This window comes from Actinomadura barringtoniae (assembly GCF_017573505.1).
GTDB lineage: Bacteria > Actinomycetota > Actinomycetes > Streptosporangiales > Streptosporangiaceae > Spirillospora > Spirillospora barringtoniae.
The window spans coordinates 161,569-181,501 of the sequence record NZ_JAGEOJ010000012.1; the positions used below are offsets into that span (position 1 = coordinate 161,569).

At 70.1% G+C, this 19,933-nt stretch carries 18 protein-coding genes; 9 read left to right on the forward strand and 9 right to left on the reverse strand.

The genetic code is table 11. The features are described 5' to 3' along the window. Positions 1-34 precede the first annotated feature (34 nt). The 5 genes from J4573_RS28715 to J4573_RS54290 all read right to left on the reverse strand — a co-directional run bounded on the left by J4573_RS28715 (position 35) and on the right by J4573_RS54290 (position 4,687). Positions 35-652, reverse strand: coding sequence for a QsdR family transcriptional regulator (locus J4573_RS28715; protein ID WP_208259012.1), 618 nt, complete (start codon positions 650-652; stop codon positions 35-37). Positions 653-704: 52 nt separating this feature from the next. After that, positions 705-1,856, reverse strand: a complete 1,152-nt coding sequence (locus J4573_RS28720; RefSeq protein WP_243773765.1) for a lactonase family protein — start codon at positions 1,854-1,856, stop codon at positions 705-707. A gap of 184 nt (positions 1,857-2,040) precedes the next feature. Further along, on the reverse strand, positions 2,041-3,204 hold the full coding sequence (locus tag J4573_RS28725) for an alpha/beta hydrolase (protein WP_208259014.1): 1,164 nt from the start codon (positions 3,202-3,204) through the stop codon (positions 2,041-2,043). A 72-nt stretch (positions 3,205-3,276) separates the two neighbouring features. Beyond that, positions 3,277-4,164 (reverse strand): LysR family transcriptional regulator, encoded by an 888-nt coding sequence (locus tag J4573_RS28730; RefSeq protein ID WP_208259015.1) that lies wholly within the window; start codon positions 4,162-4,164, stop codon positions 3,277-3,279. Between the two features lie 19 nt (positions 4,165-4,183). Next, positions 4,184-4,687 (reverse strand): alpha/beta hydrolase, encoded by a 504-nt coding sequence (locus J4573_RS54290; RefSeq protein WP_243773709.1) that lies wholly within the window; start codon positions 4,685-4,687, stop codon positions 4,184-4,186. Between J4573_RS54290 and J4573_RS54295 the strand changes: the two genes are divergently transcribed. The 3 genes from J4573_RS54295 (at position 4,686) to J4573_RS28750 (ending at position 8,487) form a co-directional block, all read left to right on the forward strand. Beyond that, complete coding sequence (locus J4573_RS54295; RefSeq protein WP_243773710.1) at positions 4,686-4,904, forward strand: winged helix-turn-helix transcriptional regulator; 219 nt, start codon at positions 4,686-4,688, stop codon at positions 4,902-4,904. The genes J4573_RS54290 and J4573_RS54295 overlap by 2 nt on opposite strands. A gap of 81 nt (positions 4,905-4,985) precedes the next feature. Further along, positions 4,986-8,318 carry a hypothetical protein gene (locus J4573_RS28745; RefSeq protein ID WP_208259018.1) on the forward strand — a complete coding sequence of 1,111 codons (3,333 nt, stop codon included), beginning with the start codon at positions 4,986-4,988 and terminating at the stop codon, positions 8,316-8,318. Then, the gene (locus J4573_RS28750) at positions 8,266-8,487 is read left to right on the forward strand and encodes a hypothetical protein (RefSeq protein ID WP_208259019.1); all 222 of its coding nucleotides are present in this window, start codon (positions 8,266-8,268) and stop codon (positions 8,485-8,487) included. Before J4573_RS28745 ends, J4573_RS28750 begins: the two co-directional genes overlap by 53 nt. On the opposite strand, the gene J4573_RS28755 is transcribed toward J4573_RS28750, so the two are convergent. Next, on the reverse strand, positions 8,484-9,278 hold the full coding sequence (locus J4573_RS28755; RefSeq protein ID WP_208259020.1) for an SDR family NAD(P)-dependent oxidoreductase: 795 nt from the start codon (positions 9,276-9,278) through the stop codon (positions 8,484-8,486). The two genes, J4573_RS28750 and J4573_RS28755, sit on opposite strands and share 4 nt — an antisense overlap. A gap of 304 nt (positions 9,279-9,582) precedes the next feature. Between J4573_RS28755 and J4573_RS28760 the strand changes: the two genes are divergently transcribed. Continuing rightward, positions 9,583-12,819, forward strand: a complete 3,237-nt coding sequence (locus J4573_RS28760) for an NACHT N-terminal Helical domain 1-containing protein (protein ID WP_208259021.1) — start codon at positions 9,583-9,585, stop codon at positions 12,817-12,819. Here the strand turns inward: J4573_RS28760 and J4573_RS28765 are convergent. Next, positions 12,816-13,430, reverse strand: a complete 615-nt coding sequence (locus J4573_RS28765; protein ID WP_208259022.1) for a TetR/AcrR family transcriptional regulator — start codon at positions 13,428-13,430, stop codon at positions 12,816-12,818. The two genes, J4573_RS28760 and J4573_RS28765, sit on opposite strands and share 4 nt — an antisense overlap. 112 nt (positions 13,431-13,542) lie before the next feature. Here J4573_RS28765 and J4573_RS28770 point away from each other — a divergent pair, with 112 nt between their 5' ends. The 4 genes from J4573_RS28770 (at position 13,543) to J4573_RS28785 (ending at position 17,515) form a co-directional block, all read left to right on the forward strand. Further along, the gene (locus J4573_RS28770) at positions 13,543-14,541 is read left to right on the forward strand and encodes an NADPH:quinone oxidoreductase family protein (RefSeq protein WP_208259023.1); all 999 of its coding nucleotides are present in this window, start codon (positions 13,543-13,545) and stop codon (positions 14,539-14,541) included. A gap of 59 nt (positions 14,542-14,600) precedes the next feature. After that, a complete protein-coding gene (locus J4573_RS28775; protein WP_208259024.1) occupies positions 14,601-16,079 on the forward strand; it encodes a DUF4419 domain-containing protein in 1,479 nt (492 codons plus the stop codon). Between the two features lie 239 nt (positions 16,080-16,318). Then, the gene (locus tag J4573_RS28780; protein ID WP_208259025.1) at positions 16,319-16,981 is read left to right on the forward strand and encodes a DUF4097 family beta strand repeat-containing protein; all 663 of its coding nucleotides are present in this window, start codon (positions 16,319-16,321) and stop codon (positions 16,979-16,981) included. 72 nt (positions 16,982-17,053) lie between these two features. Then, positions 17,054-17,515: an NlpC/P60 family protein gene (locus tag J4573_RS28785; protein WP_208259026.1), complete on the forward strand. Its 462-nt coding sequence runs from the start codon at positions 17,054-17,056 to the stop codon at positions 17,513-17,515. On the opposite strand, the gene J4573_RS28790 is transcribed toward J4573_RS28785, so the two are convergent. Both J4573_RS28790 and J4573_RS28795 read right to left on the reverse strand, forming a co-directional pair. Then, positions 17,472-18,449, reverse strand: a complete 978-nt coding sequence (locus J4573_RS28790) for an alpha/beta fold hydrolase (RefSeq protein WP_243773711.1) — start codon at positions 18,447-18,449, stop codon at positions 17,472-17,474. The genes J4573_RS28785 and J4573_RS28790 overlap by 44 nt on opposite strands. A 94-nt stretch (positions 18,450-18,543) precedes the next feature. Beyond that, positions 18,544-19,302, reverse strand: coding sequence for a methyltransferase domain-containing protein (locus J4573_RS28795; RefSeq protein ID WP_208259028.1), 759 nt, complete (start codon positions 19,300-19,302; stop codon positions 18,544-18,546). A 74-nt stretch (positions 19,303-19,376) separates the two neighbouring features. Here J4573_RS28795 and J4573_RS28800 point away from each other — a divergent pair, with 74 nt between their 5' ends. Continuing rightward, positions 19,377-19,877, forward strand: coding sequence for a winged helix-turn-helix transcriptional regulator (locus J4573_RS28800; protein WP_208259029.1), 501 nt, complete (start codon positions 19,377-19,379; stop codon positions 19,875-19,877). The last annotated feature ends 56 nt before the right edge of the window (positions 19,878-19,933 follow it).

Here is a 19,933-nt window from a genome sequence, read left to right on the forward strand (position 1 = left end):
GGAACACCTATGCGAAGTGTTACACAAGGGTCCCTCAGCCGCTCGTTCCCCCACCATCGGCGTTCGGGACCTGCAGTACACCCTCCACAAGCTTGCGGACCAGCGTGACCGCCGCCGGGAAGTTCGCGGTGTGACCAGCCAGGACATCGGAATACAGAACCGCCTCGTGCAGGCGCACGGCCGCGTACCCCAGCGTCTCCAGATCGACCAGCGGCATGAACCCGCCATCGGCGACGTCCCGCTCGAACAACGCCACGTGCGCGGCCGCCGCACGCGGCTGAACCCGCCCGTGCGGATCGGTCAGCACCCGCATCGCCACCACCGGCTCGTTCTCCAGCAGCCGTACGAATCCGGCGTCGTTGACCGCCGTCGCACCGTAGAACTCCAGAACCCGCAGGGACCGCAGCACGCCCTTCTCGTCGCGCACCGCGGTCCCGTACTGGTCGTCCCACCGCTCGGCCGCACGCGCCAACGCCCGCTCGGCCAGCCACCACAGCGCCTCGCCCATCAACTCCTCGCGATTGCCCACCCGCCTGAACAAGGTCGTCCGCGACATCCCGAACCGAGCGGCGATCTCCCTGGTGTCCAGCCGCACCCCCTCAACGATCAGCCCGGCGGCGTACTGGACGATCTCATCGCTCGAAGCGCGCATGACCGCACCTTAAAGGCAGTCCGCCCGGGAGAAGTTCTCCGGCGAGGAGCGGCTAGGGCGCCGGGCGTACGGCCAGGGACTGGTTCAGCGGTCGCTCCCCGCCCGTGAGGAACGGCGATCCCGGCGCCTCCTTCAGCCGGCCGCCGGCGCCGATCGCGAACGCCGACACCTGGTTGGTGTCGCGGATGGCGGCGAAGACGTCCTTGCCGTCCGGTGTGATCGCGACCGCCGCGGCCTCGGCTCCGTCGGGGGTGGGGGCGGGCGAGTCCGCGGTCGGTTCGAGCGAGCCGTCCGCGCGGATCGTGTAGCCGAGCAGGCCGCCGGGAGGCGAGTCTCCGTCGTTGGCGGCGACGTACAGATGCTGCCGGTCGGGCGTGACCTTCAGCCCCGTCGGGGACTCGGGCGCGGCGAACGGCGATCCGGGCACGGGCGTCAGCGAGCCGTCCGCGCCGCGCCGGAACCCCCAGACCTTGTCCGTGGCGTTCGAGCTCACGTACACCAGGCCGCCGTCGGGGCTGATCGCGATCCCGAAGTCGGCGGGCTCGACCTTGGCCACGTCCTGCGGCGGCCCGAGCGTGCCGTCCGCGCGTACGGCGTATCTGGTGATGACGCGCGTCGGGCTGTCGGCGGTCTCGTCCGCGTCGGCGTACGCGAGATACAGGAACCGGCCGTCGGGCGTCAGGACCGTCTGCTTGGGGTGATCCGAGGTGGTGCGGAAATCGCCCAGGCTGGTGGGGGTCCCGTCCGGGCCGATCCGGTACGCCCTGATCGTCGCGTCGGTGGTGTTGGTGACGTACAGGGTCCGGCCGTTCGGGGCGACGGTCGCTCCCCACGGCTCCTCGCCGGTCTTGACGATCTGCGGGTTCGGCTGGAGCGCGCCGCGCACTCCCACGCGGAACACCGACATCGTGCTCGAATCACTGTTGACGACGTAGGCGGTGGACCCGTTCGTGGCGAGTGCGATGCCGCGGGGGAACTGGCCGCCGGTGGACACGGGCTTGGCGAGCGTCGAGAGGGTGCCGCCTGGGCCGATCGCCAGGGATGACACGTCGCCGGAGACCGCGTTCGTGGCGTACAGCACGCCCCCGGACGGCGGCGGGATCGGCCCCGCGGCGGCCCGGGCATGTGCGGAATGGGGAACGGTCAGCAGCGCGACGGCCAGGACGGCGGCCCCGCCTGCACGCGTGGACGACCGGATGGACATCGATGGCACGAATGACTCCTCAATTCGCGGGATTGATGCCTGCACTTGATAGGCGTGCCATCCCGTTCCATCCGTTCAACCACGGCATCGAATGTGAGGTGCCGCCGGTCGCCCAGCGCTTGGTCGGACGCGCCGCCGCCTGACGCGGGGTCAGGCGGCGGCGCTGGTCAAGCCTCAGGCGGGGTCAGGCCTCGCGCGGGAGGAACTCGTCGAGCGCGTCGGCGACCAGCCCAGGCTGCTCCAGGGTCTGCATGTGCGGGGTGCCGGGGAGTTCGACGTAGGTCGATCCGGGGATGGCCTTGGCGATCCCGGACATGATCTCCGGCGTGGTGGAGGCGTCCAGCTCCCCCGCCAGAACGAGGACGGGGGCCTTGAAGTCGGCCAGGCGGCCTTGGACGTTCAGGTCCTTGAAGGCGTGCCAGGCCGCGGCCCAGTCCTGCGGCAGGAACCGCAGGATCCGCTCGCGGGCGTAGCGCACACCCCAGTCGTTGGTGGCCAGGGCAGGCCCGGTGAACCAGCGCGTTAGGGTCGGCACGACCTGGGCCCGCATCCCCTCCACCTCGCCCGAGCGGCCCCGAGCCTCGAACGCCTCGGTGAACGCGAAGTCGGTCGTGGCCTGAAGCGTGAGGGAAGCGAACCGTTCGGGGTGGGCGACGGCAGCGGTCTGCGCGATGCCTCCGCCGAACGACAACCCGGCCACATGCGCCTGGTCCAAGCCGAGCGCGTCCATCACGCCGATCAGGTCGTCACTGACCTGGTCCATGGTGAACGGGGTGGGCGACCCGGCGGCCGAGCCGTGCCCGCGGATGTCGTAGGCGAACACCCGGCGGCCGACCGCCAGCCGATCCATCACCGGCTCCCACATCCGCCAGTCCAGACCCAGCGAGTGCGACAGCAAGACGGCCGGGCCGGTGTCGCCCTTCTGCGCCACGACGGTCTCGTGGTCGGCGAGGCGAACGCGGTGCAGTGTGGCCGGTTGCGGGATTCCGGCGTCGGTGAGCACCTGGTCGATGACCTCAAGCGCGGTCAGGCCGCGCGGGAACCCCGCGTACAGCGCCACATGCTCGGCCAGCGCCCGCAACTCGTCCGGCCCGATGCCTTGGTGCAGCGCGCCGCGCACGTGCGTGGCCAGCTTGTCGTCGGCACCACCGAGCGCCGCGATCACCGCGACGCTCGCCAGCTCGCGGAACTGGCGGCTCAGCTCCGGGTGCGTCATCGGCCCCGCGAACGTCTCCAACATCGTCGCGTGCACATCCGGCGACGACGCCTTGATCCTGGCCAGGCCCGGCTCCGCCGGAACACCGATCAGCTGCTCGAACTCGTGCTCGCCGCGCTCAAAGCGATCCATGATTGTCTCCTTCTCATCCGCTGTCTCGATCATGCCCCCGGCGCGAATGAGACGTCCAATATCTGATGAGCCTCACATTGAGATGTTCTTCTTATCGTTCAGGAAGCCGATGAACGCGGCGAGCGCGGGGGCCGGTCTGCGGCCGTTGGGCCAGGCCAGCGACCGTTCCCAGAACGGCTCGGGGTCCAGCCGTACGGTCCGGATCGGCGGGCCTGGCTCTGCGGCGACGGACGAGGGCATGAACGCGGCGGCCAGCCCCGCGCTCACCAGCGCTCGCGCCGTTCCGTAGTCGCGCGTCTCGAACCGGAACCGCGCCTGGACCCCCGCGTCCGTCAGCGCCTCGATGATGACGTCCCGGACCACCGAACCCGGCGGAAAGACGATCAGGTCGAGCCCGGCGAGGTCGGCCACGGCCGCCTCCCCGTGCGGCGCGAACGGGCTCTTCGGGCCGACCGCCAGCAGCAGCGGCTCGGTCCCGAGCGACCGGAGCGTGAGCCGAGGATCGTGCAGGCCCGGCCCGCGAGCCAGCGTCGCCGCGTCCAGGCGCCCGGCCGCCAGTTCCTCGACCATCTCCGCAGTGCTCATCTCGCGGAGCTGAAGCTCGATCCCCGGATACTCCGCGCCGAACTCCACCAGCAGCTTGGGCAGCCACGCGATCAGCCCGCGGGCGATGCCGAGCCGCAGCCGTCCCCGCGTCCCCTTGCCCCAGCCGCGCATCTCCTCCTCGACCGCGTTGAGGTCGGAGAGCACCCGTTCGGCATGGGCCAGGAGCGCCGTGCCCGCCTCGGTCAGCTCCACTCGCCGGTTGTCGCGTTCGAACAGCGTCACGCCGAGCTGGCGTTCGAGCTTGCGGATCTGCTGCGACAGCGCGGGCTGCGCGATCTGCAGCGCCTCGGCCGCCCGCGTGAAGTGCAGTTCGCGGGCGACGGCGCGGAAGTACTCCAGCTGGCGAGAGGTCATGGCCATGGTCAGCCAGATATTAGGCGGTCAGGAAGGGCACCAGAAGCTCCAGCAGGGCCTGTGGACGATCCAGCGGAATGATTTGCCCGCAGTCGTCGAGGTGATGCCCGACCAGGTCGTCGGCGATGGGGCGCAACTGCCGTTCCAGCGCCCTGCCGATCGGGTGAGCCCCGACCGCCATCGTCGGAACGGCGAGCCGGGAGCCCTCGGCCGCGTTCTGGATCTGCTCGGCGGTGGTGGGCATGGCGCGGTAGTGGGAGAAGGCCGCACGCAAAGCGTCCTGCCCGGAGTAGGCCTCCGCGAACACGTCCCTGACGTCATCGGGAATCCCGCGCCCCTGAGTGCCGATGCTCAGGAACCAGTCGACATACTCCCCCTCGTGCCCGGTCAGAACGTTCTCCGCCAGGCCCGGCACGGAGTGGAGGCCGAACCACCACGGCCGCTCGAATTCCCCAGCGCCCGGCAGGCCGCCGAGCAGCGACTCCATGAGGACGAGCCGTTCAACACGTTCGGGACGGCGCATGGCCAGCAGGAACGCCTTGCAGAACCTCGTCCGGGACGGCCTCGCCGAACGCCGCGTCGAGCCGACCGTGCCGCCCCGAGTGCACTACCGGCTCACCGAGCTGGGCGTGTCCCTGGACGGACCGCTGGCGGCCGTACGCGCCTGGGCCGAAGCGCACATGGCCGAGGTGGACCAGGCCAACGCCCGGCACGAGGCGTCCGCCGAAGATGCGCGCTAGCCGGATTAGGTCCGGGCTTCACGTCGTCCCCGTATCGTTCTCGGATCACCTCCTCCGCCCCGCCTCCCAAGGAGCCGTCCGTTGTTCGAGGACCTGCCTCGTCCCGAGAAGATCTGGGCCGAGGCCGCGGCTCATGCCGTGCTGTCGGCCGCCGCCCCGTCGCTCGCCGGCAGCGGGTTCACGCTGGACGGAGCGTTCCTGAGCAAGGTGGACACCGGGGACGGGTGGTACGCCATCGGCTGGATCGAGGGCGGGCGCGCGGTGCTGTACGGATTCCAGCCGTACAGCGGGACGCGCGATCAGGTGCCGCCGGTCGATCTGCTCGCGGGCGCCCCGGAGTGGCTGCCCTGGGAACGGCTCGTCGCGACGCCGATGCTGACGTCCCTGCGCTGGTGGGACGGGTCGTCCTGGTCGCACGCGCCCGTGCCGCACTGGATGGACGACGGCGTCGGCTACACCGACGGCACCGTGGAGGATCTCTATCTGGACCTGGGCGAGGACCTCGCCGGGCCGGCGAAGGCGTACGGGCGTCTGATCAAGGCCGCCGAGGAGGAGGCTCTGGAACGGCCGGTCGTCGAGGCTCTGCTGGAGGCCGTCGGCGAGGCGGTCGACGAGGCGGGCAACGTTGAGGCGGCCCTGCGCATCGCCGAACGCACGGGGCTGGCACCGGGCTCGCCCCGTCCCGAGGCGGCGGCGGGTACGGGCGAGCCGGCCGGGCGGCGCGTCCAGCTCCTGGACCATGTTCAGGTCGGCGGCGTCATCACGGCCGCCATGCGCGGGGCGGGAGGCGAGCTGCCCGACCGGCCGGAGACGAGCGAGGCGGGCGAGGCAGGCAAGGCGAGCGGGGCGGGCAAGGCGAGCGGGGCGGGCAAGGCGAACGAGGCGGGCAAGGCCGGGCCCGCGAGGGGGCCGCTGATCGCGCGGGTGCGTGCGAAGGGCGAGATCACCGCGGCCTACGTGGGTCACCCGCGGCCCGGTTTCACCTATCACGACTCGCGTGGCCACTGGCTCGACGCCGAGGTGTCCGACCTCCTGACCGCCTGGCGCGAGGAGGACGCCGACGCGGCACGCGGCCGGTGGCTGCTCGCGCGGCTCCGCCCGGCGAACGGGGACGAGGTAGCCGTCGAGGCCGTCTACGACCACATGCCTGCCTGGTGGGAGAGCGGGTCCATGCCCGACGCGCAGATCGAGGCTCTGCGCGAGGAGATGCGGCGACGCGAACCGCGCTGGCGCCCGGGCTGGGCGGAGCTGCTGGACGAGGACTTCCTGGCGAACGGAGCTCCGCCGGAACTGTGCTGGCGTCCGGACCTGCTCTGGTCCGGAAACGAGGACGACATCGAAGGCCTGCTGCGTTCCGGGGCGCTGGCGTCGGCGCCGCTGGAGGTGTGGCGGACGGCCCGTTCAGCCCTGGTCGACCTCGCGACGCGCGAGCAGCTTCTGCGTGAGCAACTGCTTGCGGCAGAGCCCGCGGGCGACGAGCGCGTACGGCAGGTGTGGCTCGCCGTGCTCGCCGACGCGGAGGCGGGGCGGGGGCTGCAAGCCGACTGGTTCGCAGGCAAGGGGGAACGCTGCCCGGAGCCGGTGCTGCGGCGGCTGATGAAGCAGGCGGAGCTGCCGCGCAGGGGGTCGTCCTCTTACGTTGCGCGGAACCTGCTGGATGTGGCGCAGACCCATGCCTGGCCACAGTCCAACCCGCGTCGAGACGGTGAGACCTGGTCCGGCGGCACCGACTTCGCCTCCATGGCCGCCCGCCCTCCCATCGACGCGATCAGCCGGTTCGTCCGCGACATCGGCCTGTACGCGAACGTCGACTACATGGACGTCCTGGACCGCGTCTGGGCGACGATGCCCGAGGCACTGCGGTCCCTGATCGACGGCTGGCGAACGCAGACCGAAGCCGGAGGGCTGCCCGCGCTGGAGACCGGGTTGGCCTACCTCGCTCCTCTGGCGTCCGCGCGTTTCGACCGTCTCGACGCGGACTTTCTCAGCGGCTGGAGGCCCGCCGACCCGGTGGAGGCGCTGGTCCTCGCGCTGCGTACGGGCATCCCGGGAGAGCTGGAGTTTCCGTTCACGGAGACGGCGCCGTCGCGGGGCGCCATGCCGGCCCTGGTCGTTCAGCACGGCGAGTACCTGACCGTCGTCACCCACCCGGCGCGGGTGTACGGGCCTTCCGGCGAGATCGAGACGCGCCGGGTGTCGATGCCGTCCTTGTTCCCCGACGTCGATCCGCCGTTCGTCCATTCGGGGTCGCTGTTCTGGTTCGACGGGACGGACCTGCGGATGGCCGACCGCCAAGGGATCTTCCGCGTGGAGGGCTACAGCGACGACCACGATCCGCTGCTGACCTTCGAAGCGGAGGCCGGCGGGCCCGACTTCCCCGAGACCGCCGAGGTGATCTTCCCGGGCGCGGACCAGGCCACGCGAATCGGCTGCGGCGGCGGGCGGCTGCGGTTCCACGCCCCGGACGGCGTCGAGACCGCGCAGGCGCCGTTCGGAATCGCGCAGAAGGTCGAGCCCGGAGACCAGCCCGTTCCGCCGCCCGGCTGGTGGCGGCACATGCGTCCGGCGGACCCGGCGGGCTCGGCGGCGCTGCGCCGGATCGACCATGCCACCGCGAACGCCCTGGCCGAGGCCGCCCTGCTCGGCCCGCGCGAGACCGCCCGGCGGCTCGACGAACTGCTCCCGGACGTCACCTCGCCGCGGCTCCGGGCCGGGGTCATCGAGCAGGCCGTCCTCGCCGCCCGCTGCATGCAGGGCCTGGCCCGACTGGGCACCGGCGGCCTGCCCCCGGTGCTGTCACCGCTGCCAGGCCTCCGGGTCCGGCGGAACGTCAAGGCGATGTCCCACGCCCGCCTGCTCGCCGACAAACTCAAGGACGCCCTGAACGCACCGCCGGGCCTGGTCGAGGTGACCGACATCGCCGACTTCGGTGCCCTGCGCCTCCCGTTCCTCCGGCTGGGAGGCGACGCGCTGAGCATCGTCTGGCCCTGGACGACGGCCTACGAGCGCACCAAGGTCCTCGACGAGCTGCACGCCTGGGCGTCCACGCCGTTCGGCGACGGCTCAGGGCACTGGCAGGGGGGTCGGTCTCACCGCGACCGAACGGTTCGAGGACCCCCGGGGCGAGATCTGGAGCCTCTCCGGATCGGCGCTCCTCATCCTCTACCCGACGACCGGAATCAGATACGCGCCGGACCCCGATTCCGGCTGGGACATCCCGCCCGGCTGGAAATGGGCCAACCAGTCCCGTCAAGGCTGGGGCTCCCCCGACGCCGTCCGGCGCCTCACCGAGCTCCTGGACGAACGCGGCCCGCTCCCCGCCGACCCCGCGCACGCGATCGACCTCGCCGACCGCACCGGCATGGCCCGCTGGGACGCCGCCCACGCCCTCTTCGGCGACACCGCACCGCCTGAGATCTCGGACCTCTATCTGGACCCGGCGACCGGCAAGGCGGCCAGGCCACAGCTCAGAGAGGGCACCAGGAACCGCCTGCGCGAGCTCATGATGCCCGCCGACCCGGCCGACCTGTGGACCACCGGCCCCGACATCGAACGCGCCGCGACCTGGCAGAACAGCCGCTAGGGCAGGATCGAGTCGACGTACCCGCCGTCGACCCGCACCGCTCCCCCGGTCGTCGCGGACGCGAACGGCGAGCTCAGATAGACCACCATGTTGGCGATCTCCTCAGGCTCGATCAGCCGCTGAAGCAGCGACTGCGGCCGGTGCAGCCGCATGAACTCCCGCTGCGCCTGCTCCCACGGCAGGCCCTTGTCGACCAGCTCGTAAACAAAATCCTCGACGCCCCCGGTATGCGTAGGCCCGGCGATAACGGAGTTGACCGTCACACCGCTCCCGGCCGCCTCCTTGGCGAACCCGCGCGAGACCGCCAGCAGCGCCGTCTTGGACATCCCGTAATGGATCATCTCGGCGGGCGTCACCACGGCCGAGTCGCTGGCGATGTACTGGATCCGCCCCCACCCGCGTTCGGTCATCCGGGGCAGGTAGGCGCGCGTGAGGCGGACCGCCGACAGCACGTTCACCTCGAAGTAGCGCCGCCACTCATCGTCGCTGATCTCCAGCGCGGGCACGGCCCCGAAGATCCCGAGGTTGTTGACCAGGATGTCGACGTCCGGCAGCTCCTCGACCACCCGCGCGCCGCCCGCCTCAGTGGCCAGGTCCGCCGCGACCGGCACCACGTCCGCGCCCGGTACGTCCACGGTCAGCCGCCCGGCCGCCTCCTCGGTGGTCTTCTCCGAACGCCCGTTCACCCCCACCCGAGCACCCGCCCGAGCCAGCCCAGTCGCGATGGCCAGCCCGATACCCTGCGTGGACCCGGTGACAAGAGCCGTACGCCCCGTGAGATCGATCAACACGAGCGATACCTTCCCAGCGCCCCTGACGGGTAATCCAGACACCGCCACGACGCGTCAGGCGGGCGCTTGAAGGTCCTGGCGGCTGAGCACCACGCAGCCGAGCATCTCCGCCAGGACCGCCCGACGACGCGACCGCCGAGGCTCTCTACCTCGTGCGTGAGGGCGTTCATGACCTCGGCATAGTCCTTCTGTTTCGCCGAAAAGAGCCCGGCGACCAGAACGCCCTCTCCCGCGATCACGCACCCCATGAACCGACAGCGTAGGGCCGGATCGTGGGCTGTGGCCTTTCCGGCATACTGGCGCGGTGTCGGTCGAAGTGGCGGTATTCGGCGTCGGTAGGTCGGTCGCTCAACTGGCCGTGCGGCGCTGGCTGGCCGGGCGTTCGGCCAAGGGGACGGCCGCCAAGGATCTCGCGGAGCTGGTGAAGGTCGGCTTCCCGGACGAGATCAAGCGGCGGCGGGCGACGCGGCAGTTCGAGGACATCGCCGACTCGGTGGGCGAACGGCTCCTGACGTTCGCGCGGCAGGAGTTCGGCGGGCTCGCCGACGGTGACCGCGAGGCGGTGCTGTTCGAGGTCGTACGGACGCTGGACGGCGCGGACCTTTCGGATGACGCGTTCTTCGCCGCTGATGCCGACCCGGTGAAGCTGTCGCGGAGTTTGCGTGCGCGGCTACCGGAGCGTGAGGCGCGGTTCCAGCTCGGCGAGGCCGGGGCGCGGTTGTACGAGGTCGTACTGGATGAGTGCTGCGACTGTCTGGCACGGATCATCGTTCACCTGCCGCAGTTCGAGCCGCGCGCGTCGGTGGAGACGCTCGGGCGGCTGAGCGGCCTGGCCGACCAGGTGGGCGCGGTGCTGGCGCGCCTGCCCGCGCGGACACTGGCGGCACCCGAGGGCCAGTCGCACGACGAGGAGTTCACGCGGCGGTATCTCGCGTCGATCAGCGAGAACCTCGACACGCTTGAGCTGTTCGGGGTGCGCTTCGAGCGGCTGACGCGACCGCAGACGACGCTGAGCGTCGCGTACATCAGCCTGAACGTGTCGGACGAGATCGTGCGGCGGCCGAAGGACTGGCGGTTCGAGGAGGAGCGGGAGAGCAGCTCGATCCGCGTGGAGGCCGCCTTGGGCGAGCATCGGCTGATGCTGCTGCGCGGCGAGGCGGGCGGCGGCAAGAGCACGCTGCTGCGGTGGCTGGCCGTGATGGCCGCGCGCGGGGCTTTCACTGATGAGCTCGCCGAGTGGAACGGGTGCACGCCGTTCCTCATCAAGCTGCGCAGCCACGCCACCGGTCCGCTGCCTCGCCCGGAGGAGTACCTGGACGACGTCGCCGGGAACCTCAGCGGGCTGATGCCGCGCGGCTGGGTGCACAGGCGGCTCACGTCCGGGCGCGCGCTCCTGCTGGTGGACGGCGTGGACGAGATCACCGGCGCGCGGCGGCAGCAGGTCCGGCAGTGGCTGAAGGAGATCGTCAACGAGTTCCGCGGCATTCGTGTCATCGTGACGTCGCGACCTGCGGCCGCCGATGCGAAGTGGCTGCGGGCGGAGGGGTTCGCGAGCGCCTTCCTTGAGCAACTGGGGCCTTCGGACATCCGCGCTCTCGTTCAGCAGTGGCACACCGCCGTGCTGGCGGGCGACGAACTGCCATGCGCCCCGGAACGGTTGCCGTCCTACGAGGCCAGGCTGCTGGCGCGGTTCGAGGCGGCGCCGCATCTGCGCATGCTCGCGTCCAGCCCGCTGCTGGCCGCTGTGCTGTGCGCACTGAACCTCGACCGTGAGGCGCTCCCCCGCGACCGCATGGGCCTGTACGCGGCGGCCCTCGACCTGCTGCTGGAGACACGGGACGCCAGGCGCGGCGTTCCCCAAGCCGCCCAGCTGGAACGCGACCAGAAGGTCCGCGTGCTGCAGGACATCGCCTGGCACCTGTCGACCAGCGGCCGGGTGGAACTGCCCAAGCCGATGGTCGAACGCGTCATCGCCACGCGGCTGGCCTCGATGCCACAGGTGGACGCGCGCGCTTCCGACGTGCTCGAAGCGCTGCTGCAGCGCAGCGGCATCATCCGCGAACCGGTCCTCGGCCGCATCGACTTCGTGCACCGGACCGTTCAGGAGTACCTGGCCGCCAAGCAGGCCGCCGACCTCGGCGACATGGACCTGCTCATCCAGAACGCCCACCGCGACCAGTGGCGCGAGACCGTCATCATGGCCGCCGGCCACGCCAACGAGCCCCTGCGGCGCGAGCTCGTCTCGGGCCTGCTGGCGCGCATCACGAACGAACCGAGCCGCGCGCGTGTGCTGAAACTGGTGGTCGTGGCGTGCCTGGAAACGTTGCCATCGGTTCCATCGGATCTGGCGCGCGAGATCGACCGCTGCCTGGACGACCTGGTTCCGCCGCGTTCGCTCGCGGCCGCCCGTTCGCTGGCCACGGCGGGCGAGGCGGTCCTGTCCCGCCTACCGCAGACCCTCGACGGCCTCTCCGACGCCGCCGCTCAAGCCGCCGTCCGGACCACCTGGATGATCAACGGACCGGCCTCGCTCGATGTCCTCGCCCGTTACGCCCGCGACCCACGTCACTCGGTCCAGTGGGAGGTGGGCGAGGCATGGCAGTACTTCGACACCGACGAGTATGCCGACCGTGTCCTCGCCGGGGCCGCCCACGCGGACCACACGCTGCGCCCCACCACCGCCAGGCAGGTGAAGGCGCTGGGCAGGCTCCGGCCGCGTCCCGAGATCACGGCCTACCCGGACGGCGTCTCCGGATTCGACTTCCTGAACGTGCACGCCGCGTCGCTACGCCAGCTGATGCTCTACTGGAACGAACCCGGCGCGGATCTCTCGCTGCTCCCCCGCATGCCGAACCTGCGCGACCTGACGATCAGGCTGCCGGGGATGCCGGACCTGGACTTCCTCAACGACATTCCGCCGCTCGACTACATCTGGCTGACCCGGTGCGAGAACATCGCGGACTTCTCGCCCCTGGACCGGCACATGCCGCTCGAAGGGCTCGTCCTCTTCCGGTCCCATCAGCTGACCAGCCTCGACATGCTCCCGCCGCTCACCACACTGGGCACCCTCGGCCTCGACGACAGCGCCCTGACCTGCGGCCTGCACGACGTCGTCGCCGCGGCCCCGAACCTGACCGTCCTTTACCTGTCCGGCTGCGGCTGGGTGACGGCCCTGGAGCCGCTGGAGGCTCTCCGGCCGACCGTCCTCAACCTGTCCGGCACGAGAATCGACTCCGTGGCGCCCCTCGCGAATCAGGACTCGCTGGTCTTCCTCAACCTGTCCGAAACCGACGTCGCCGATCTGGAACCCCTTCGCGGGGCCAAGGACCTGAACACTCTTCACCTCGTCAACTGCACTCGCGTCACGGACCTGAGCCCGCTGGCCGACCTCCCGAAGCTGGAGTTCCTCTACATCTCCGGCATGACACCGGGCATCGACGTCTCGCCGCTGGCGGGCAACCGCAAGGTCGAGATCTACTACGACGCAGGCCAGGAGATCCGCGGAGGCGAGCCGTTCAAGCGTCGCCTGAAGATCTTCTAGGCGGGCGCGGCGGTCAGGGTGTCCCAGGCGGCCATGGAGCAGGCGATGACGGTTTCCAGTTCGTCGCGGGTGGCGCCGTCGCGGGCCTGGATGGACAGGCCCTGCACGACGGTCGTGTAGTAGCGCGCGATGCCGTTGAGGCCGTCGGGCTGTTTGGCGAGGTCGCCTTCGGTGACGCCGCGGTCGAGCCGGTCCCTGATGGTGGTGAACATGTCGCGGCGGGCGTCGGCGAGGAACTCGCGTACCGAGTGGTTCTCCACGGCGCCGGTGGGGGCGGCGAGGATGAGCATGCAGTAGTGCGGGGTGTCGGGCCCGGTGATCTGGTCGGCGGTGGCGCGCAGCATGGCGTGGACCGCCTCCCGCGCGGTGGGCTCGTCGCTCAGCGCGTCCCGGGGCGGACCGCCTGAGGCCGTGCCGTACAGGGCCATGACCTGGCGGAACAGGTCCTCCTTGCTGCCGAAGCACGCGTAGATGCTGGCCGAGGCGATCCCCATGGCCCGGGCGAGGTCGTTGATCGATGTGCCCTCGTAACCCCGTTCCCAGAACACGTCCAGCGCCTGGTGAAGGGCGGTGTCCGGGTCGAACGTGCGGGGCCTGCCGCGAGTGGCCATCGAATACCTCTCGGTACTTGTTTGTCGTTCGATCAATTATACCTTGACCGGTGTCGTCCGTGCGTGGGACGGTTTGTTTGTCGTTCGATAAACAAATAGATAGGCGACCATCATGAGCGTTCCCCCGACCATGCGCGCCCTGCGGCAGCAATCCCTGAACGGCCCGCGCGGCCTGAGCCTGACCACCGAGGCGCCGGTGCCGAGCCCGGGCCCCGGCGAGGTCCTGATCCGCGTCACCGCCGCCGGCGTCAACTTCGTCGACCTCTCGCAGTCGCGCGGCACGTTCGCGGGCGGCCCGCATCCGCCGTACGTGGCGGGCATCGAGGGCGCCGGCGAGATCGTCGCCGTCGGCGAGGGGGTGAACGGCCTGGAGCCCGGCACACACGTCATCAGCGTCGACATCACGGGCGGCGCGTTCGCCGAGTACATGGCGCTGCCCGCAGCCGCCGCGCTCCCGACACCCGAGGGCTGGAACGACGAGCAGGCGCTGGGCCTGGTCGTCAACTGGCCGACCGCGCTGGCGGCGCTCAAGCCGCTGGGCGCCCTCGCCGCGGGCCAGACCGTCCTCATCCACGCCGCCGCCGGCGCGACCGGCCAGGCCGCCGTCAGGATGGCCAAGCACTACGGCGTTACGGTGATCGCCGCCGCCTCACCCAGCAAGCACGAGGTCGTACGAGCACTCGGCGCCGACCACGTCATCGACGCCTGGAGCCCCGACCTCGCCTCCGACGTCCTGCAACTGACCGACGGCGAAGGCGTCGACCTGGTGCTGGAATCGGTCGGCGGCCCGACCTTGGACGCCAGCCTGGCCGCCGCCAAGCGCGTCACCGGCCGCGTGGTCGTCTTCGGCCTGGCCGCCGGCGAAGCCCCGTTCACCAACTGGGATCTGGTCTACAAGCACCAGGTCCACGTCATCGGCCTGAACATCGGCATCCTCATCCAGTCCGCACCGCAGATCTTCGGCGAGGTCATGGGCGAGATGTTCGGCCTGCTCGCAGCCGGAGTCCTCACCCCCACCCAGCCCACCACCTACGACCTGGCAGAGGGTCCAAAGGCGCTCGCCGAACTGGAAGCGCGAGCCACCATAGGCAAGCTCGCCCTACTGCCCTAGCTCGGCGCGCCTCCACCGCCCGCGTTTCAACCACATCACCCTCCTCCTACAATCCCCCAATGGTGACCTTCCAGGTCGACGACGTCGCCCCAGCCGCCGAGCCCCTCCCCACCCAGCCGCTCGGCGGGCTCTTCCCCGAGGCACTCCTGGTGGGCGGCGACCCGGCCCTCCCCGTTCTGGAGCCGGACGGCGTTCACCCGCTGCTCAGTGCGGTCGGCCGCGCGTTCGCCGATCACCGCCCGCTCGTGCTCTCCCCCGACGCGGTGTGGCTGACCATCGCGCAGGGTGTGGCCCAGCACGTACGCCTGAACGCCGAAGAGCTCCGTTCACGCCTGGTCTCCCATGAGGTCCGCAAGCGCCTCACTGTCCTCCATGACGGCCCGATGCCCACCGACGCCGCCTCCTGGCAGCACGTCGCCGAATCGTTCAGCAAGCTCCTGGCCGCCGAGGTCGACGACACCGACCTCTTCGAGTGCGACTTCTCGACCAGCACGGACACCGACCGCATCGCCGGCCGCGTCACGATGCTCGACGCGTACTCCTCCTACTTCGCCCTCTGGATGGTCTGCGTCTGCGGCATCCCGAGCATCACCCTGACCGGCACCGTCGAGGACTGGCAGAAGATCCGCACCCGGGTGGACGCCCTGGAGTCCTTCGACCTGGCGACCTGGTGCCGTTCACTCAGACCCATCACCGACCACTTCGTCCGCGCCGCCTCCGGAGACGTGGACACCGCGTTCTGGCAGCGCATCTACAGCCCCGCCGACGCCTACGGCGGCGACGTCATCACCGGCTGGATCGCCCGCCTCTACCCGTACCTCACGAACTCCGGCGCGCAAGACCGCCCCAACCCGCTCCTCGACCTCCCCATCGACGAGCCGCGCAACGACACCAGTCCCGGCATCCGCAGCGACAGCGTGCCCGCGACGCTCTCCCAGGCGATCGTCAACATCAACGATCGAGTAACCGGCGCCAACAAGGCCGTAGCACTCCACGCAGGCGTGACCGGCATCGCCCAAGCCCCCGACGGAGCCCTCCGCCCCGTCTCCGGCTGGCACCTGACCCCCGCAACGATCCAGATCGACGAAGTGATCGACCGCATCATCCGCGACCACGAGACCACCCCGCCCGAGCCCGGCCACTCCTGGAGTTCGCCCGCCGATCTGGTGGCGATCTACCGCCGCATGGGCTCGGCGACCCTCTTCAACAACACCTGGCGCCTTCTGCCCGCCGCCGACCAAGGACGCGTCTTTCGCGGACCGGACCACTTCTCCCTCACCACGGTCATCGACCTGCCCGACGGCCGGAGCATCGCCGCCGCAGCCGACAACCGCACCCAGACCCACCACTGGATCACCTGCCGCATCCAGCGCTCGAACGAACCGTTCGGCGACGACCACCTGCTCGACGACCCCGCCGACATCCCCGTCTACGGCACATCCCTTGCGATGCTCCTCGACGCCGCCCTCGACGCCAACGGCGACATCTCCCACCTGGAAACCACCCGCCTAGCCCACCTAGAAACCCCCACCACCTAGGCGGTCCAGCTCGGAGCACACGGCGTCTGCGTCAGCGGTACGAATAGCGTTCACTCTCATTCCATTGCAAAGCTCCGCGCTCGGTCATTGCGTTGAATGCCAGGGACATTGCAATGATTCTCAGGTATCGACCTGCGCATATGCCTGTTTGACGCAACGGATTTGTTGCATAGATTTGGAATGCAACGTAGCGTTTGCGTTGTTCGAAACAACGAGGAACACGAACGCAGGAGACCACGATGCAGACCTTCGCCGCCACCGCCCCGATCACCACCGTCCTGGACATCCCCGCCGGCCAGATCCAGCTCATCGCCGCCGACCGCGCCGACGCCACCGTCGAGGTCCAGCCCGCGGACGCCTCCAAGGGCCGCGATGTGAAGGCCGCCGAGCAGACCAGCGTCGACTTCCGCGACGGGATCCTGCGGATCCAGACCGCGGTCAAGAACCAGCTGATGGGCCCGTCTGGCGCCGTTCAGGTCACCGTGCACCTGCCCGCCGGGTCGGCCGTCCAGGGCAAGGTTGCCAGCGCCGACGTCCACAGCACCGGGCCGCTCGGCGAGGTCAGCTTCGAGGCCGCACACGGGCAGCTCACCTTCGACGAGACCGGCGACGCCCAGCTGACCGTGCAGGCCGGAGACGTCCAGGTCGGCCGCCTCAACGGATCCGCCACGATCACCACCAGCAAGGGCGACATCCGCATCGCCGAGGCCACGGGTGGAGCGCTGGTGCTGACCACGCAGGCCGGTGAGATCTCGGTCGGCGCCGCCACCGGAGTCTCGGCCTCCCTGGACGCCAGCACCAGCAGCGGCCGCGTCCACAACACGCTCAAGAACGACGGCACCAGCCAGCTCACGATTCAGGCCACCACCTCGGTCGGCGACATCGTCGCCCGCAGCCTCTGACCGTGAACCGGCCGAACAGGGCCGTCAGACCACCAGGTCTGACGGCCCTGAGCCTTAGGGTTGAACGGCCTGGTGAGCGACGATGAGGCGGAGAGGGCCGTGCTGGAGGAACTGCCGGATGGTCTGTGGGCTACTCAATATGTCGGTGACCGTTTTCCGGGGTCGCCGAAGGTGGCCGAGAGGCCCGGGCTCGCCGACGGGGCCAACTGCCAGCTGTTCGCTTACGAAGTGCTCAGATGGTTCGGGCTCGACCCGCCCGATCTGCGGTCGAGTGAGCTTTGGGCTGATGTGGAGTGCACCCGGCGGGTGACGGAGGCACGCCCATTGGACCTGGTCCTGTTCAACGCCACCGAGGACGCGTGGGGCGCACACGTAGGCGTCTGCGTCGGCGACGATCAGATCCTGCACCTGTGCGCCGAGCTCGGCCGCCCCGCCGTGTGGAGCCGGCAGCAGTTCCATGAACGGGAGCGGTATCGGACTCTGATCGGCATCAAACGCGTCGTTCGGCGGGAAGGGAGGACAGCCAGCTGGTGAGGAGTTCGTTCACCTCGTCGCGGCGTTCCTGCTGGATCCAGTGGCCGCAGCCTTCGAGGATGTGCGAGGACACCAAGCCGGGCAGCGTCTCGGGGTAAGCCTTGATGGCGTCGGCCATCCAGGTGGTGGAGGCGTCCAGCTCGCCGCCGATGAAGAGGGACGGCTGGGTGATGGGGGCGCCGTCGTGGGCGGCGAGGTCCTCCCAGTCGCGGTCCATGTTGCGATAGCGGGCCAGTCCGCCGCTCAAGCCGGTTCGTTCGAACTCCGTTGCGTAGACGTCCAGGTCGTCGTTGGTCAGCCAGGTGGGCTGGCGGTCCGCAGGGAAGCGGTCGCGTAGCTTTCCGCCCGGGGAGACGAAGTGCGGGTCCGGGGCGTCGGCGGACGGCATGGTGTCGGCCGACAGGGCGGCGTAGAAGCCGGCCAGCCAGCCGCGGACGTCCGGCTCGATCTCGGCCTCGGCCCGGCCGGGTTCCTGGAAATAGCTGACGTAGAACTCCTGCTCGGGTCCACCGATCTGCGCGAAGATCTCGCTCGGTCGTGGGCCGCCGCGCGGGGCGTACGGAACGCTGAGCAGACCGACCGCGCTGAAGACGTCGGGCCGGAGGAGGGCGGAGTCGGCGGCGATGTTCGCGCCCCAGTCGTGGCCGATGATGACCGCCGTCTGCTCGCCCAGGGCCTGGACCACGGCGACGTTGTCCTCGACCAGGTTCAGCATCCGGTAGGCGGACAGGTCTCCTGGCTTGGATGAACGGCCGTAGCCCTGGACGTCAATGGCCGCGACCCGGTATCCGGCCGCGGCCAGGACCGGCAGCTGATGCCGCCAGGAATACCAGGATTCAGGGAACCCGTGCACCAAGAGGACCAGCGGCCCCTCCCCCTGCTCGACCAGGTGGATGCGGCCCGCGGACGTGGTGACCAAACGATGCTCTGCCATCAATCCCCCGAACGTGCGTGGCGGTCCATCCTCTTCATCATCTGTTGCGGGTGTGAGCAGTGATGAATCACCCCCCCGTTCAGCGGATTCGCCGCTAGCCGCGCGGGCGGGCGTAGCCGAGGTAGGTGACGATCGGCTTGCCGTCCGGCTCGAGAACGAAGCCGGTCATGCCCGGGATCGCGTCGTCGCCGATCTTCCCCTTCCGGCGCGCGACGGTGGCCCGGACCAGGTCGAGAACGTTCTTGGGCTTGAACGAGCAGACATCCTCGTTCCGCAGCCCATGTGCGGCGAGCGCGGCCGTGACCTCCTCCGGTGTCCGCAGGCGAGCCGCGCTGTAGCGGCCGGGAGGCATGATGCGGGTGAACGGCAGCGCCTGGAAGGCCCCGAGGTAGATCAGCCGGGAGACCGGCGTCCGATTGACGGTGTCGTAGAAGAGAACGCCGTCCGGCCGCAGCAGGCGAGCGGCATGCGAGACGACCCGCTCCAGATCTTCGGTGATCTCGAACGTGTCGGCGTAGAAGACGACGTCGAACGCCGCGTCGGCCTGCCCGGGTTCCTCGGCAGGCGCGGTCGCATACTCGACACCACCTCCGTCCGCCTCGCGTGCCATAGCAGTCGCTCCCGCAGACGGGTCGAGAGCCACCACGTTCATCCCCAGCCCGGCCAGCCCGCGAGCCAGCAACCCGCGCCCACTGCCGACCACCAGGGCCGAGCGCCCGTCCGGCTCGATCCCGAGCCTGCGCAGCACCGAGCTCACGTACTCCAGCCGTACGTCCTGGAAGGTGAGGGCGCGGATGTGGCGGCCGTCGATGGCGCTGGACGTACGCGAGTCGAGTTCGATCGCCGGTCCCATGATCCTCCTCAGCTTTGAGTTCCCTTAAGAAACCTAGACTAGTCCCCTAAGGGAACTCAAGTACACTCGGGGGCGTGACCAGGACCTCTCTCACCGACGTCGCGTGCTCGATCGCGCGCGCCACCGACCTGTTCGCGGACGCGTGGACGGCGCTGATCATGAGGGACGTCCTGGTGGGCGTGAACCGCTTCGACGACCTGGCCCGCGACCTCGGCATCTCCCGCAAGATCCTGGCCGCCCGCCTGGCCCGCCTCGTCGAGGAAGGCGTCCTGACCCGCGAGCGCTACCAAGAGCACCCTCCCCGCGAGCACTACCTGGCGACCGAGAAGGGCAAGGAGCTCTACCCCGTCCTCCTCGCGCTGATGCGATGGGGTGACCGCTGGTACGGCGAGTCCGGCCCGCCCGTACGCATCCATCACCTGGATTGCGGCCACGACACCGAGGCCGTCACAACGTGCGGCAATTGCGGACACGAACTGACCGCCGACAACACCACCCAACTGCCCGGCCCCGGCGGCCGCATCGGCCCCGGCACCCACGTGCTCGGCCCCCTCATCGCCTCCCGCGACACCTGACGACGCCACGCACCGCGTAACCCCCGGGCGTATTCATCATCGACACTCCAAACACA